Below are 14,850 nucleotides of genomic sequence, written 5' to 3'. Positions count from 1 at the left end.
GTTCAGCCTGGAAGGGGCCGGCCAGCATCTCGCGCTTGTGGCCGAAGCCCTTGACCCGCTGCACGGCGAAGCCGGCGGCGATCAGCCCGCGGCGGACGAAACCCGCACTGGTGAAGGTGGCCAGCGTGGCGCCGGGCGCCGACAGCCTGGCCAGTTCGGTGAACAGACTGTCCGTCCACATCTCCGGGTTCTTCGCCGGGGCGAAACCGTCGAGGAACCAGGCATCGACCTTGGCGTCCAGCTGCGGCAGGCACTCGAGCACGTCACCGATCATCAGCGTCAGCACCACGCGGCCGCCGTCGAGCAGCAGGCGCTGAAAGCCGGGATGGATGGCGCGGTACTGCGCCAGCAATTGCTCGGCGTAGGGCGCCAGCTCCGGCCACAGGGCCAGGGCGCGCTGCAGGTCCGTCTGGGTCAGGGGGAATTTCTCCACGCTGACGAAGTGCAGCCGCGCATCGCGCGGGGCGTGTTCGGCGAAGGCTTGCCAGGCGCAGAGAAAATTGAGCCCGGTGCCGAAGCCGGTTTCGCCGATCACCAGGCGCCCGCCGGCCGGCAGGGCCTGGCAGCGCTCGATGATCTGGTTGTGAGCGAGGAAGACGTGACGGGTTTCTTCTAGGCCGTTGGCGCGGGAGAAGTACACGTCGCCATAGCTGCGCGACAGCGGCTGGCCGTGTTCGTCCCAGTCGAGCTGGGCGTTGTGGGCATCGGACATGGTGGAGTTCCGGGTAAAACAGGCGGCGATTCTAACCGCTGCGCACGCGCTTTACCCGGCGCAGGTCAATCCGTGGCGAGCCGCTGCCAGGCAAAGTCGCGGCCGATCCATTACGCTTTAACGATCATTCCAGGGAGGTTTTCTGCATGTTCGAATCCGCCGAAATCGGTCGCAGTCTCGACAAGGCCACCTTCGAGGCCGAAGAGCCGGCGCTGCGCGAGGCGCTGTTGGAGGCGCAGTACGAGCTCAGGCAGCAGGCGCGCTTTCCGGTGATCGTGTTGATCAACGGCATCGAAGGCGCCGGCAAGGGCGAGACGGTCAAGCTGCTCAACGAGTGGATGGACCCGCGGCTGATTCAGGTCAGCACCTTCGATGTGCAGACCGACGAGGAGCTGGCGCGGCCACCGGCCTGGCGCTACTGGCGCCAGCTGCCGCCGAAGGGACGCATCGGCGTGTTCTTCGGCAACTGGTACAGCCAGATGTTGCAGGGGCGCGTGCACGGCCGTTTCAAGGACGCCGTGCTGGACCAGGCCATCGACGGCGCCGAGCGCCTGGAGCGCATGCTCTGCGACGAGGGCGCGCTGATCTTCAAGTTCTGGTTCCACCTGTCCAAGAAGCACATGAAGGCGCGGCTCGAAGCGCTCAAGGACGATCCGCTGCACAGCTGGCGCATCAGCCCGCTGGACTGGCAGCAGTCGAAGACCTACGACAAGTTCGTCCACTACGGCGAGCGCGTGCTGCGCCGCACCAGCCGCGACTATGCGCCCTGGTACGTGGTCGAGGGCGTCGATCACTACTACCGCAGCCTCACCGTCGGCCGCATCCTGCTCGAAGGCCTGCAGGCGGCGCTGGCCGAGAGCAAGCCGCGCGTGCAGCTGCAGCCCCACGCCGCACCGCTGGTGTCGAGCCTGGACAACCGCGGCCTGCTCGACAGCCTGGACATGACCCAGGTCCTGGGCAAGGAGGATTACAAGGAGCAACTGGCGTTGGAGCAGGCGCGCCTGTCCGGCCTGATGCGCGACAAGCGCATGCGCAAGCACGCGCTGCTCGCGGTGTTCGAAGGCAACGACGCGGCCGGCAAGGGCGGGGCCATTCGCCGCGTCACCGGTGCGCTGGACCCGCGCCAGTACCGCATCGTGCCGGTGGCGGCGCCGACCGAGGAAGAGCGCGCGCAACCTTATCTGTGGCGCTTCTGGCGACACATTCCGGCGCGCGGCAAGTTCACCATCTTCGACCGCAGCTGGTACGGCCGCGTGCTGGTGGAGCGGGTCGAGGGCTTCTGCAGCGAGGCCGACTGGCTGCGTGCCTACGGCGAAATCAACGACTTCGAGGAGCAACTGACCAACGCCGGGGTGATCCTGGTGAAGTTCTGGCTGGCCATCGATCAGCAGACGCAACTGGAGCGTTTCCAGGAGCGGGAAAAGATCCCCTTCAAGCGCTTCAAGATCACCGAGGAAGACTGGCGCAACCGCGACAAGTGGAACGATTACGCCGATGCGGTGGGCGATATGGTCGATCGCACCAGCACCGAAATCGCGCCCTGGACGCTGGTGGAGGCCAACGACAAGCGCTTCGCCCGGGTCAAGGTGCTGCGCACCATCAACCAGGCCATCGAGGCGGCGTTCGCCAGGGATTGAGGCCGGCGCGGTAGGTAGGAGCCAGCTTGCTGGCGAGGCGCAGTGCAATGCATCGCCAGCCCCGGATTGCATCCGGGCTACGCCCTGCATCGACCCGTATACGCCAGATCAATGATGGTCGCGCCCAGGCATGGGCTGGATTTATCTTCCCGCCATTCGCCATCCAATAACAACGAGGTGCGTCATGCGTGAAGTGGTGATCGTCGACAGCGTGCGGACTGGCCTGGCCAAGTCCTTCCGCGGCAAGTTCAATCTGACCCGGCCGGACGACATGGCCGCCCACTGCGTCGATGCGCTGCTGGTGCGCAATGGCATCGATCCGGCGCTGGTCGACGACTGCATCGTCGGCGCCGGTTCCAACGAGGGCGCGCAGGGCATGAACATCGGCCGCAACGTCGCCGTGCTGTCGCGCCTGGGCAACCCGGTGGCGGGCATGACCCTCAACCGCTTCTGCTCCTCGGGCCTGCAGGCCATCGCCATCGCCGCCAACCAGGTGGCATCCGGCTGCAGCGACATCATCGTCGCCGGCGGCGTCGAGTCCATCACCATGACCCTGAAAAGCATGAACATGGACAACCTGTTCAACCCGCTGCTGCAGCAGGACAACCCCGGCATCTACTACCCCATGGGCAAGACTGCCGAAATCGTCGCCAACCGCTACGGCATCAGCCGCGAGGCCCAGGACGCCTACGCCCTGCAGAGCCAGCAGCGCACCGCGCGGGCTCAGGCCGAAGGCCTGTTCGCCGACGAGATCGTGCCGATGGCGGTGAAGTACCAGGTGGAAGACAAGGCCACCGGCGAGAAGAAGATTCTCGACGGCGTGGTCGAGGCCGACGACTGCAACCGCCCGGATACCACCCTCGAATCCCTGGCCAAGCTGCAGCCGGCGTTCGACCCGGCCGGTAGCGTCACCGCCGGCAACGCCTCGCAGCTGTCCGACGGCGCCTCCATGACCCTGGTGATGAGCCTGGAGAAGGCGCTGGAGCTGGGCCTCAAACCCAAGGCCTATTTCCGCGGCTTCACCGTGGCCGGCTGCGAGCCGGACGAAATGGGCATCGGCCCGGTGTTCTCGGTACCCAAGCTGCTCAAGGCCAAGGGGCTGTCGGTCGACGATATCGACCTGTGGGAGCTCAACGAGGCCTTCGCCTCGCAGTGCCTGTACTGCCGCGACAAGCTCGAGATCGACAACGAGAAATACAACGTCAACGGCGGCTCCATCTCCATCGGCCACCCGTTCGGCATGACCGGCTCGCGTCAGGTCGGCCATCTGGTGCGCGAACTGCAGCGCCGCGAGCTGCGTTACGGCATCGTCACCATGTGCGTCGGCGGCGGCATGGGCGCCACGGGGTTGTTCGAGGCCTATCGCGGCTAAACGACGTAGGGTGCGCCGCGCACCACCGGCAACACGCATCGCATGAACGAACCGCGGTGCGCACGGCGCACCCTACGGGACGACGGCCAGCAATGCCCTGTCTATAATCGGCGCCTGCTCAGACGGAGCCTGCGCCGATGCCCTTTGCCGAAAACCTCATCGCCTTCACCCTGGCGGCCACCTTGCTGACCCTTACCCCGGGCATCGATACCGCGCTGGTATTGCGCACCGCGGCGGTCGAAGGCCGGCGACAGGCGTTTCGCGCCGCGCTGGGCATCAATGCCGGCTGCCTGCTCTGGGGCGCGGCGGTGGCCTTCGGCCTGGGCGCGCTGCTGGCGGTGTCCGAGTTCGGCTACAACCTGCTCAAGTACTGCGGCGCGGCTTATCTGGCCTGGCTCGGGCTGAACATGCTGCTGCGCCCGCGCAACTCCCTGGCGCCGGCGCAGGCCGGCGGCCAGCCCGGCGCCAACTGGTTCCTGCGCGGCCTGCTGGGCAACGTGCTCAACCCCAAGGTGGGCATTTTCTACCTGTCCTTTCTGCCGCAGTTCATCCCGCAGGGGCAGCCGCTGATCGCCTGGACCTTCGGCCTGGTGGGCATCCACGTGGCGCTCAGCCTGGTCTGGGCGGCGCTGCTGATCGGCGCCACCCAGCCGCTCGGTCGCTGGTTGCGGCGCGAGGCGGTGATCAGGTGGATGGATCGCAGCACGGGGCTGATCTTCTTGCTGTTCGCCGCGCGCCTGGCATTGAGCAGGCGCTGAGGCGTTATCTTGTGCCCTCGCGGCAACGAAACGGGCGGTGACGATGGATCGGTTTCAGGAAATGAAGGTGCTGCTGGCCGTGACCGAGGCCGAGAGCTTCGCCGGTGGCGCCAAGCTGCTGGGCATCTCGCCGCCCAGCGTGACCCGCGCCGTCGCGGCGCTGGAGGCGCGCCTCGGCACGCTGCTGCTGGCGCGCAATACCCGCAGCCTGCGCCTGACCGAAGCCGGCCAGCGTTATGTCGAGGACTGCCGGCGCATTCTGCTGGAGCTGGAGGAAGCCGAGGAGCTGGCTGCCGGTGGCAGCGTGCGCCCGCGTGGCCGGCTCACCGTGACCGCGCCGGTGATGTTCGGCGAGCTGTTCCTGATTCCGCGCATCACCCAGTACCTCGACAGCTACCCGGACGTGGAGATCAATGCGCTGCTGGTCGACCGCGTGGTGAACATGATGGAGGAGGGCATCGACGTTGCCGTGCGCATCGGTTCGCTGCCCGAAGGTGATCACCAGGCGTTGCAGGTCGGGCAGATTCGCCCGGTGGTCTGCGCGGCGCCGGCCTTCCTCGACCGCGTCGGGCGGCCACAGCATCCGCATGAAGTGCGCGATGCGCCCATCGTCATGTCCAGCGCCAGCGGCCTGCTCAGCCATTGGCAGTTCGTCGGCGCCGACGGCGTGTTCGGCTTCACCCCCACGCCGCGCTTCACCGTCAGCTCCAACCAGGCGGCAATCGGCGCCGCGCGCCTGGGCTGGGGCTATACCCGCGTGCTGTCCTACCAGGTGGCTGCCGCAGTGGCGCGCGGCGAGCTCGAGCTGGTGCTCGAGGCGTTCGAACCGCCGGCGTTGCCGGTGCATATCATTCATCAGGGCGGTCGCCAGGTTTCGGCCAAGGTGCGTACCTTCGTCGATCACTGCGCCGCGAGCTTTCGTGCCGACCCGGCGCTGCGCGCGGCTGGCGCACCGTCCGCGCCATGAGCCAGCACCGCGAAATGCAGGTGTTCCTCGCCGTGGCACAGGCGCGCAGCCTGGCGGCGGCTGCCAGGACGCTGCAGCTGTCGCAGGCCACGGTGATGCGCATCGTCGCCAGCCTGGAGCAGCGTCTGGACTGCACCCTGCTGCTGCGCGGGCCTCGCGGTGTGAGCCTGAGCCCGGCTGGGGCGCGTTTCGCCGACAGCTGCCAGCGCATCCTGCAACGGCTGGACGAGGCCGAGCAGTCGGTGACGGGGCTGCATGCCAGCCCGGCCGGGCAGTTGACCCTGGCCCTGCCGCTGTTGATGACGCATCAGGTGCTGGGGCCCATCGCCGTCGACTACCTGGCGGCCTTTCCCGAGGTGAGCCTGGCTACCCTGGCGCGCGAGGAGCTGCCGAGGCTGCTGGAGGAGGGCATCGACCTGGCGCTGGTGGTCGGTCACCTGCCCAGTTCGTCCGGTTTCGCCGTACCGCTGGGGCAGGTGCGCCCGCTGATCTGTGCGGCACCGGCCTATCTACAGCGTTGGGGCCGACCGGCCAGCCCGGACGCCTTGGCGGCGCACCGCACCATCGCTACCTCCTCGACCGGCCATGCCGGGGAATGGCGCTTTGCCGACAGGGTGGTGAAGCTTGCGCCACAGCTGACCTGCAGCACGCCGCAGGCGTCCATTCGCGCGGCGCTCGCCGGCTTCGGGCTGACCCGCTGCCTGAGTTACGAAGCCCATCATGAGTTGCAGGCGGGGCAATTGCTGGCCGTGCTTGAGGATTTCGCCGCGCCGCCCTTGCCGGTGCAGTTGTATTACCGCGAAGGGCGCCGGGCGGCCGCGCGGGTACGCAGCTTCCTCGACTTTGCCGTGCCGCGGCTGCGCGCCCACCCGGCCTTTAAGGTCTGAGGTCATTGCAGAAAGTGAAATAGTGGATTGCCTTGAGTGGGGATTCTTCTCCAGGTTGGATGGGGCGAAACTGGCCCCATCGTCGCGAAGGCAAGTCGTTTCGCGGAGATCTAAGCCCACCTCGAAGGAGTCATCGCCATGTCCCGTCCCGCCATCAAGCTGTACAACTTTCCCCGTTCCGGCCATGCCCACCGCGCCGAGCTGATGCTGTCGCTGCTGCAGCTGCCCACCGAGCTGATCTTCGTCGATCTGGCCAAGGGCGCGCACAAGACGCCGGAGTTCCTCGCACTCAACCCCTTCGGCCAGGTACCGGTGATCGATGACGGCGGCACCGTCGTCGCCGACTCCAACGCCATCCTCGTCTACCTGGCCAAGCGCTACGGCAATGGCGACTGGCTGCCGCAGGAGCCGGCCGCTGCCGCCCGTGTGCAGCGCTGGTTGTCCGTGGCGGCCGGTCCGGTGGCCTTCGGCCCCGCCGCCGCGCGCCTGGTTACCGTGTTCGGCTACTCGTTCAACACCGAAGAAGTGATCAACCGCGCCCACGCCCTGTTCACCGTGATGGAGGGCGAGCTGAGCGAAACCCCGTTCCTGACCGGCGACAAGCCGAGCATCGCCGACGTCGCCAACTACTCGTACATCGCCCATGCGCCGGAGGGCAACGTGTCGCTGGAGCCCTATCCGAACATCCGCGCCTGGCTGGCTCGCATCGAGGCGCTGCCGGGTTTCGTGCCGATGCCGCGTACCGCCGCCGGTCTGCAGGCCTGAGTCGCTGACCGCCGCCGGGATCGCCCGGCGGCCGCTTTCATGGAGGGCAGAACATGCAACAGCTTCCCAGCCATCGGCACTCGCCCTGGCATGCCGGTGAAAAGCAACTGCAGGAAAAGGTCGGCGTCGCCGAACGCATGGAAGTGCTCGGACAGAAGGTGATCCGCGACTACATGCCGGATCAGCATCGCGACTTCTACCGGCAACTGCCCTTCATGATCGCCGGCGCCGTGGATGCTGCCGGCCAGCCCTGGGCCACCCTGATCGAAGGCGAGGAGGGCTTCGTCACCTCGCCCGACCCGCGTCAGTTGTCGTTCGATCTGGCCGCCATGGCGCTCGATCCGCTCGACCCGGCCACCAGTGGACTGCATGCGGGCGATGCCATCGGCCTGCTCGGCATCGAGCTGCACACGCGGCGGCGCAATCGCATCAACGGGCATATCCGCCAGGCCTCGGCGCAGCGCCTGGACATCGATGTGGAGCATTCCTTCGGCAACTGCCCGCAGTACATCCAGCTGCGCCAGTACCGCCGTGTGCACCAGCGTGGCGTCGAGCGCCTGGACGCGACCGAGCTGGATGCGCGCAGCGCCGAGATGATCGGCAGCGCCGATACCTTTTTCGTCGCCAGCTACGTCGAGCACGACGATGGCCGTCGTTCGGTGGACGTCTCGCACCGTGGCGGGCGTGCCGGTTTCGTACGGGTGCAGGGCAATCGCCTGACCATTCCCGACTACGCCGGCAACCTGCACTTCAATACCCTGGGCAACCTCAGCGTCAATCCGCGGGCCGGGCTGCTGTTCGTCGACTTCGCCACGGGCGACGTGCTGCAGCTGGCCGGCCGCGCCGAGATCATCCTCGACAGCCCGCTGATTCAGGCCTTTGAAGGCGCCGAGCGGCTGTGGACCTTCGACGTCGAGCAGGTGGTGCTGCGCCCGGCGGCGGCTTCGCTGCGCTGGGCCTTCGAAGAATATGCACCGACCAGCCTGATGACCGGCACCTGGGCAGAAACCGATGCGCGCCTGCGCGAGCGTGAGCAGCGCAACCAGTGGCAGCGCTGGCGTGTGCAGAGTGTGCAGCAGGAAAGCAGCGATATCCGCTCCTTCGTGCTGGCGCCGGAGCAGGGTGCCGCACCGGGTTTCGCTGCCGGTCAGCACCTGCCGATTCGCATCGCCACCGCCAGCGGTGAAACCCTGCTGCGCACCTACAGCCTGTCCAGCGCGCCGTCGGATGATTTCCTGCGTATCAGCGTCAAGGCGCAGGGCGTGGTGTCGCGGCATCTGCACGGGCAGGTTCGGGTGGGCGATGTGCTGGAGGTGCGTGCGCCGCTGGGCAGCTTCACCCTGAACAGCGAAAGCCGCCGGCCGCTGGTGCTGATTGGTGCCGGCGTCGGCATCACGCCTTTGCTGTCGATGCTGCGCGAGCAGGTAGCGTTGGGGCAGGGCAGGCGCATGCATTTCTTCCAGGGCGCGCGGACGCTGAGCGACCTGCCGTTTCAGTCCGAGCTGCATGAGCTGGTGCAGCGCGCGGGCGGTCTGCTGCAGGTGCACCGCGCCCTCAGCGCGCCGGAGGCGGACGCTGTAGTGGGTCGCGACTACGAGCAGCAGGGGCGTATCGACCTGGCGCAGATCAAGGCGGCGCTGTCGTTCGATGATTACGACTTCTACCTGTGTGGCCCGGCCGCCTTTACCCAGGCGATCTACGATGGCCTGCGCGACCTCAATGTCGCCGATGAGCGCATCCACGCCGAGGCGTTCGGCCCCTCGACGCTCACGCGCCGTACCGATGGCCAGGTGACGACCCTCGTGCAGCCGCCCGCCGCGAGCGAACCGGTGCCGGTGTACTTCAGCGCTTCGAGCAAGGAGGCGCGCTGGACGCCGGACAGCGGCAGCCTGCTGGAACTGGCGGAAAGCCGTGGCCTGACGCCCGAGTTCAGTTGCCGCGGCGGTTCCTGCGGCACCTGCAAGACGCGCCTGGTCAGCGGCCAGGTGCACTACCCCAATCCGCCGGCCGAGCTGCCGGATGATGGCGGCGTGCTGATCTGCTGCGCGGTGCCGGCACAAGGCGAAGAAGGCGTACAACCCCTGGTGCTGGATCTGTGAGAGGGCTGGGCAATGAGCGTTCAACTCTTTATCCATAACGCCTGGCCTGATGCCGAATCGAGCCATGATCGCGTTGTCTGTGATGTTTACCTGCAGGCGGAAGTCGAATCGGGCTATCTGGCGACGCAGCTGCTGCCAGGGCGTGAGGTGCCGGTGGGAGGTTCGGGCGGCGGTGGGCTTTGGCGTTGGCTTGGCAACTGCGCAGATGAGGTTGTCGTGCAGGCGAGAGCGATGCTTGGGCGGGGCCGCGGTGGGCGCTGTGAAGCTGTTGCCGTTTCGGTCGAAACGGCAACAGCCTCGGCTTATCCTTGCGCTTGTGTCTCCTCCAGCTCCTTGCGGTAAGCGTCGGCTTCGCCCTGGGTCGGGAAGATGCCGACCAGCTCGCCATTCTGGATCACGTCCCAAACCACTGTGCCCATGGCGCGGGCTTCACGGGAAAGATGTTCGTTGTCACGCTCATGCACGATCACGTTCATGCTTGTCTCCTCGAAATGCGGGTGCGGCGAAAGGTCGCATTTCGTTTATACGCCTCGTTAGCAAGCTAATTAACCGCCGGTTCGGCAAAGGACTGTTGCGCCAATGCAACGAGCGAAACGGCTTGCCGATTGTCAGGCGCGTGACGAGGCGCCTGGCTACTGCAGCGCGCGCCGCGCCATCCGGCGTCGGTACTGGCGGGTGCGCAGGGCGTCGCTCAGCTGCTGGCGCAGCAGCGCCCAGAGCGGCGATACCGCGGGCCGGGTTTGCCGGCCCTGGCTCAGCTTGCGCAGCTGATACTTCACCACCGCCATGTTGGCCAGCGAAGCCAGCACCTTGTTGCCCCAGGTGATCGGCGGCAGTTGCGGGGCGCTGTTCTGGCCGCGCTGCCAGTCGCGCGGCAGGTTCGGCTCGATGGACAGGGCCGTGCCGATGCCGACCATCTCGATGCCGCTGGCCAGCACCTGCTCGGCAACGGGCGCACGGCGGATGCCGCCGGTGACCATCAGCGGCATGCTCGCCACCGCGCGAATCTCGCGGGCGAACTCCAGGAAGTAGGCCTCGCGCGCCAGGGTCCGGCCGTCGCGCGCCTGGCCTTGCATAGCCGGCGCCTCGTAGCTGCCACCGGACAGCTCGACCAGATCGACCTTCAGCCCGCTCAGCAGGCGCACCACCTGCTGGGCGTCGTCGGCGCTGAAACCGCCGCGCTGGAAATCCGCCGAGTTCAGCTTGACTGCCACGGCGAAGCCTGGCGCCACGGCGGCACGCACCGCCTTGACGATCTCCAGCAGCAGGCGCGCGCGGTTTTCCAGCGAGCCGCCCCACTGGTCGCTGCGCTGGTTGGTCAGCGGCGAGAGGAACTGGCTGAGCAGGTAGCCATGGGCAGCGTGGATCTGCACGCCGCTGAAACCGGCCTGTTCACCCAGGCGAGCGGTCTGGGTGAAGCGCTCGATCACCTCTTCGATCATCGCCGGGGTCATCGCCTGCGGCGTGGCGAAACGCTTGGACAGGTTGCCCAGCTCCAGCGCCACCGCCGAGGGCGCCCAGGTCGGCTGGCCCAGGTTGGCCTGCATCTGCCGGCCGGGATGGTTGATCTGCAACCAGAACTGCGCGCCCTGGGCGCGGCCGATACGGGCCCAGCGCTGGAACCGGGCCAGCTGCGCGGCGTCTTCCAGCACCACCCCACCGGGACCGGTCATGGCACGGCTGTCGACCATCACGTTGCCGGAGATCAGCAGGCCGGCACCGCCCTCGGCCCAGGCCTGATAGAGGCGCATCAGGTGCTCGGACGGCGCATGTTCGCCATCCGCCATATTCTCCTCCATCGCCGCCTTGGCGATGCGGTTGGGGATGATCGAGCCGTTGGGCAGGACAAGGGGATCGAACAGGGTCATGGGCGCTTCCTCGACTGAAGATGCGCCGACCTTAACTTTAAAGTTCACTTTAATGTCAACGAGAAATTGGGCTTAAGAGCCGGCTCGCTGGCGATGCGTTGCGCGTTCAAGCGGATCGCCAGCAAGCCGGCTCCTACAGCGGGGGCGAGCACTTGCTTATTTCTTCGCGCGCCTGGGCGCCTCGCTCGTCTCGCCCAGGTTCATCTTCGACAACACACGCTTGGCGTTGGCGGCGCAGTCGAGGTCGTCCGGTTTGCTCTCGATCTCGTCGATCAGCGCCAGCAGGTGGCCCTTGCTCTGCGCCAGGCGCTGCTCCAGCGCCTCGATGTCGCGCACCTTGGCATGCAGGGTATCGAGCAGCTTGCCGTGCTGCCATTGCGTCAGGTCCTGCGGCAGCAGCGTGCGCAGTTCGTCCAGGCTGAAACCGGCCTGCTGCGCGGCGGTGATCAGGTTAAGCACCAGCACCGCTTCCTCCGGATAGCTGCGATAACCATTGGCCTGACGCTGCACCAGCTTGAGCAGACCGATGCTCTCGTAGAAGCGGATGCGCGAGGCCGCAAGGCCCGTGCGCTGCGCCAGTTCGCCGATCTTCATCACCATGTCGCGCCTTTGCCGGGGAAGGGGTGCAGCTTAACGTCAACCTGCAGCTCCGGCCAACGCAGGCTCGGCTGGCCGTCGGCGGCGACGCTCCGACGACTAGCGGGCAACGCAGCGAGGCGCATGGCAGTGATCTGACCTAAGCTCGGACAGACAAGGTACGCAGCGCGACGCCACAGGGCGTCGACAGAAGCCCGGCGCCTGCACCAGGCAGGCAGACCAGGCCACCGCTGCGGTAGCGGATTGACCGGTACCTGTCCGGCGCGGGGCAGGTACCGGGCAGGGTGGTCGTCGGCCAGGCAGTTTGCTGGCGACCGACCCGGTTGGGGGCTCGATTGTCAGGCGGACAGGGAAACGGGTCAGCGCCCCGCCAGCCATGCCTCACTGACAGGTTCTTTCACGTCGTCCCGTTATTCGGCAGGAGCCATTTATGCAATCTCGTAGCCCTCGCTTCTCCACCCGTGCGGTGCTCTACGCCAGCTATGCCTGTCTGCTGGCCCTGATGCTGCTGATCGCCGGCGTCTCCCTGTACAACCTGGCGGCAGCCGATCGGGAGTTTTCCGACTACATCAACGGTGTGGAGGCGCGCGCGCGTCTGGCCAGCCAGGTCAGCGAGGCCGTCAAGGACAGGGCGATCGCCCTGCGCAATCTGGCGCTAAACGCCGAGCCGGCAGCGCGAGGGCAGTATCGAGCGTCCATCGCCGCACATGAAAAGAACGTGGTGGACAGCCTCGCCAGGCTGCGCGAGGCGATGCTCACCCACAAGGACGTTTCGGCGACGGGACGCGAGATGCTCGCCCGTATCGAACAGGTCGAGGCGCGTTACAGCCCGGTGGCCGGCACCATCGCCGAGCACCTGTTCAAGGGCGAGGATGCGCAAGCCATGCGCATGGTCAGCGAGCAGTGCACGCCACTGCTCGAGGAGTTGACGCGAGTGATCAACGAGTACCTGGTACACACCACTGACGTGGCCGACCAGCGCGTCATCGACAACGAGACCCAGTACCACCGCCAGCGCAACGTGCTGGTGATGATCACCGTGCTCACGTTCGCACTGGCTGCCGTGCTGGGGCACCTGATCAGCCGCCATCTGCTCAAGGCCCTGGGCGCCGAGCCGAGCGACCTCAACCGCATCGCCCAGCGCGTCGCCGAAGGCGATCTGCGCACCATGGAAAAGGCCGTGGACATCGCCGAGAACAGTGTGCTCGCTGCACTGCAGCGCATGCAGCAGAACCTGCGCCAGGTCACCCAGGATATCGACAATTCGTCGCGCACCGTGGCGCACTCCAGTCAGGAGCTGAGCGAGTCGAGCCTGCGTAACGCTGCCAGCGTCGCCAACGCCCAGCGGGAGGTGGAGCAGATCGTTACCGCCGTGCACGAGATGGCGGCGACGGTGCAGGACGTGGCACGCAGTGCGGAGTCCGCCGCGCAGGCCGCCAGCGAAGCGGATGAGGCTGCCCTGCACAGCCAGCGCAAGGCCGGCCATGCGGTGAGCCTGATCGGCGAGCTGGCCGAGGTGATCGACAACTCCAGCGAAGCCATGGGGCGCTTGAAGACCGAGAGCAGCAACATCGGCAGCGTGCTCGACGTCATCAAGTCGGTGGCCGATCAGACCAACCTGCTGGCGCTCAATGCGGCCATCGAAGCGGCGCGGGCCGGCGAGGCCGGGCGTGGGTTCGCCGTGGTGGCGGACGAGGTGCGCAGCCTGGCGCGGCGGACCCAGGAGGCCACGACCGAAATCGAGGGGCTGATCGCCAGCCTGCAGAAGATCGCCGACGAAACCTCGGCCTACATGCAGCGCTGCCAGAGCTCCAGTGCCCAGTCGGTATCCGGCGTGTCCGAGGCCGGAGAGGCGGTGGCGCGCATCGTCGCCATGATCGAGCGCATCAACGGCATGAACCAGCAGATCGCCACCGCTTCGGAGCAACAGAGCGCAGTGGCCGAGCAGATCAGCCGGGGCATCGTCTCGGTGCGCGACAGCACCGAGCAATCCGCTTGCGCCTTTCAGAGCGCGCAGCAGGAAAGCGAAAGCCTGGCGCGCACCAGCGAGGCGCTACGGGAGAATATCTCGCGCTTTCGTCTGTAACGGCGGCCGGTCCGTTCCACCCGCAGTGAGCGCGGCCCGTAGGGAGCGCCGCGCGCATCGGGGCGATGCGCACCGCCGCCTGGAAGATCGGCGTGTATGGCGCACCCTGCGGTCGGCTCGTGTAGGGTGCGCCGCGCGCACCAGAGCGCTGTGCATCGCCGCCCTAAGATCCGGTGCGCATGGCGCACCCTACGAGTGGGGCTTGGCGCCGAGCCTGTCCCACATGGCGCGTGTCAGGCGCTGGCGGTTGCTGTAGCCCTGCCAGGGATCCTGTTTCAGCCCATCCAGACGCTGCTGCAGATTGCCGACCGTCCATTGCTGGGCGCTGCGCAGGCCATCCAGCTCGTCGCGGCTGATCGGCACCGACACCGGCAGCCCCGGCCGCGCACGGACCGAATAGGCGGCCACGGTGCTGGCGCCGCGGCTGTTGCGCAGGTAGTCGATGAAGATCTTGCCGACCCGGTTCTTCGGCCCGGAGGTGGCGGTGAAGCGCTCCGGCAACTGGCTGGTCATGAACTGGGCGATGGCCTTGGCGAAGGCCTTGACCTCGTCCCAACCGGCGCGTCGTGCCAGCGGCACGATGATATGGATGCCCTTGCCGCCGCTGGTCTTGAGAAAGGCCTGCAGGCCCAGTTCGTCGAGCACCGTCAGGGTCAGGCGGGTGGCCTCGAGCATGCTGCGCCAGGGCAGCGCGGGGTCCGGGTCGAGGTCGAGCACGAACAGGTCCGGCGTTTCGATGCGGTCGCTGGTGGCGCCCCAGGTGTGCAGTTCGATGCAGCCCATCTGCGCCGCGCCCACCAGCGCGGCGACGCTGTCGATCTCCATCAGCCGGGCATGGCCGGGGTCGAGCTCGGGGTCGAGGTGCTTGATGTTGGGAATGGCCAGGCGCTCGGCATGCTTCTGGAAGAACTGCTCGCCGCCGATGCCCTCCGGTGCGCGCAGCAGCGATACCGGGCGATTGTTCAGGTACGGCAGCAGCCAGTCGGCGATGCTTTCGTAGAACTGCGCCAGCTGCAGTTTGCTGGTGCCACTGTCGGGGTCGATCACCCGCTGCGCATTGCTGATCGCCACGCCGGCGACCACCGGCTTGCCGCCTGCCTTG

13 protein-coding genes are annotated in these 14,850 nt (G+C 67.1%); 8 read left to right on the top strand and 5 right to left on the bottom strand.

Annotated features, from left to right (window positions below; translation table 11 throughout):
• Nucleotides 1–712 (bottom strand): tRNA (5-methylaminomethyl-2-thiouridine)(34)-methyltransferase MnmD (mnmD, locus tag N7333_RS21580; RefSeq protein ID WP_279859368.1); only part of this gene is annotated, 712 nt, incomplete at its 3' end.
• A gap of 146 nt (nucleotides 713–858) precedes the next feature.
• Between mnmD and pap the strand changes: the two genes are divergently transcribed.
• The 7 genes from pap (at nucleotide 859) to N7333_RS21545 (ending at nucleotide 9,197) form a co-directional block, all read left to right on the top strand.
• Nucleotides 859–2,349: a polyphosphate:AMP phosphotransferase gene (gene pap, locus N7333_RS21575; protein ID WP_129481633.1), complete on the top strand. Its 1,491-nt coding sequence runs from the start codon at nucleotides 859–861 to the stop codon at nucleotides 2,347–2,349.
• 184 nt (nucleotides 2,350–2,533) lie between these two features.
• On the top strand, nucleotides 2,534–3,721 hold the full coding sequence (locus N7333_RS21570; protein WP_129481632.1) for a thiolase family protein: 1,188 nt from the start codon (nucleotides 2,534–2,536) through the stop codon (nucleotides 3,719–3,721).
• Nucleotides 3,722–3,858: 137 nt separating this feature from the next.
• Nucleotides 3,859–4,479, top strand: a complete 621-nt coding sequence (locus N7333_RS21565; RefSeq protein ID WP_129481631.1) for a LysE family translocator — start codon at nucleotides 3,859–3,861, stop codon at nucleotides 4,477–4,479.
• 43 nt (nucleotides 4,480–4,522) lie between these two features.
• Entirely contained in the window at nucleotides 4,523–5,446 is a 924-nt protein-coding gene (locus N7333_RS21560) for a LysR family transcriptional regulator (RefSeq protein WP_012019335.1), read from the top strand.
• Nucleotides 5,443–6,333: a LysR family transcriptional regulator gene (locus N7333_RS21555; protein ID WP_129481630.1), complete on the top strand. Its 891-nt coding sequence runs from the start codon at nucleotides 5,443–5,445 to the stop codon at nucleotides 6,331–6,333. Before N7333_RS21560 ends, N7333_RS21555 begins: the two co-directional genes overlap by 4 nt.
• 138 nt (nucleotides 6,334–6,471) lie before the next feature.
• Entirely contained in the window at nucleotides 6,472–7,098 is a 627-nt protein-coding gene (locus N7333_RS21550; protein WP_129481629.1) for a glutathione S-transferase, read from the top strand.
• A 53-nt stretch (nucleotides 7,099–7,151) separates the two neighbouring features.
• Entirely contained in the window at nucleotides 7,152–9,197 is a 2,046-nt protein-coding gene (locus N7333_RS21545; RefSeq protein ID WP_129481628.1) for a pyridoxamine 5'-phosphate oxidase family protein, read from the top strand.
• Between the two features lie 302 nt (nucleotides 9,198–9,499).
• Here N7333_RS21545 and N7333_RS21540 read toward each other — a convergent pair whose 3' ends face one another.
• From N7333_RS21540 to N7333_RS21530, 3 genes are all read right to left on the bottom strand, one after another.
• The gene (locus N7333_RS21540) at nucleotides 9,500–9,673 is read right to left on the bottom strand and encodes a hypothetical protein (RefSeq protein ID WP_177491001.1); all 174 of its coding nucleotides are present in this window, start codon (nucleotides 9,671–9,673) and stop codon (nucleotides 9,500–9,502) included.
• A 156-nt stretch (nucleotides 9,674–9,829) separates the two neighbouring features.
• Nucleotides 9,830–11,065, bottom strand: a complete 1,236-nt coding sequence (locus tag N7333_RS21535) for an NADH:flavin oxidoreductase/NADH oxidase family protein (RefSeq protein WP_129481627.1) — start codon at nucleotides 11,063–11,065, stop codon at nucleotides 9,830–9,832.
• Between the two features lie 156 nt (nucleotides 11,066–11,221).
• Nucleotides 11,222–11,665 carry a MerR family transcriptional regulator gene (locus tag N7333_RS21530; RefSeq protein ID WP_012019329.1) on the bottom strand — a complete coding sequence of 148 codons (444 nt, stop codon included), beginning with the start codon at nucleotides 11,663–11,665 and terminating at the stop codon, nucleotides 11,222–11,224.
• Nucleotides 11,666–12,092: 427 nt separating this feature from the next.
• Here N7333_RS21530 and N7333_RS21525 point away from each other — a divergent pair, with 427 nt between their 5' ends.
• Complete coding sequence (locus N7333_RS21525) at nucleotides 12,093–13,748, top strand: methyl-accepting chemotaxis protein (protein ID WP_012019328.1); 1,656 nt, start codon at nucleotides 12,093–12,095, stop codon at nucleotides 13,746–13,748.
• 189 nt (nucleotides 13,749–13,937) lie between these two features.
• On the opposite strand, the gene ligD is transcribed toward N7333_RS21525, so the two are convergent.
• Nucleotides 13,938–14,850: DNA ligase D (gene ligD / locus N7333_RS21520; protein WP_279859367.1), on the bottom strand; the 913-nt coding region annotated here is incomplete at its 5' end.

The sequence above is a fragment of the Pseudomonas sp. GD04158 genome (assembly GCF_029834875.1).
Taxonomy (GTDB): Bacteria; Pseudomonadota; Gammaproteobacteria; order Pseudomonadales; family Pseudomonadaceae; genus Aquipseudomonas; species Aquipseudomonas hydrolytica.
This window is presented reverse-complemented; position numbering and strand designations above follow the sequence as displayed.

Excerpts from the sequence above, each read along its gene's own strand:
- pap (WP_129481633.1), top strand. The coding sequence starts at position 859 with ATGTTCGAATCCGCCGAAATCGGTCGCAGTCTCGACAAGGCCACCTTC.
- N7333_RS21570 (WP_129481632.1), top strand. The coding sequence starts at position 2,534 with ATGCGTGAAGTGGTGATCGTCGACAGCGTGCGGACTGGCCTGGCCAAG.
- N7333_RS21565 (WP_129481631.1), top strand. The coding sequence starts at position 3,859 with ATGCCCTTTGCCGAAAACCTCATCGCCTTCACCCTGGCGGCCACCTTG.
- N7333_RS21560 (WP_012019335.1), top strand. The coding sequence starts at position 4,523 with ATGGATCGGTTTCAGGAAATGAAGGTGCTGCTGGCCGTGACCGAGGCC.
- N7333_RS21555 (WP_129481630.1), top strand. The coding sequence starts at position 5,443 with ATGAGCCAGCACCGCGAAATGCAGGTGTTCCTCGCCGTGGCACAGGCG.
- N7333_RS21550 (WP_129481629.1), top strand. The coding sequence starts at position 6,472 with ATGTCCCGTCCCGCCATCAAGCTGTACAACTTTCCCCGTTCCGGCCAT.
- N7333_RS21545 (WP_129481628.1), top strand. The coding sequence starts at position 7,152 with ATGCAACAGCTTCCCAGCCATCGGCACTCGCCCTGGCATGCCGGTGAA.
- N7333_RS21540 (WP_177491001.1), bottom strand. The coding sequence starts at position 9,673 with ATGAACGTGATCGTGCATGAGCGTGACAACGAACATCTTTCCCGTGAA.
- N7333_RS21535 (WP_129481627.1), bottom strand. The coding sequence starts at position 11,065 with ATGACCCTGTTCGATCCCCTTGTCCTGCCCAACGGCTCGATCATCCCC.
- N7333_RS21530 (WP_012019329.1), bottom strand. The coding sequence starts at position 11,665 with ATGGTGATGAAGATCGGCGAACTGGCGCAGCGCACGGGCCTTGCGGCC.
- N7333_RS21525 (WP_012019328.1), top strand. The coding sequence starts at position 12,093 with ATGCAATCTCGTAGCCCTCGCTTCTCCACCCGTGCGGTGCTCTACGCC.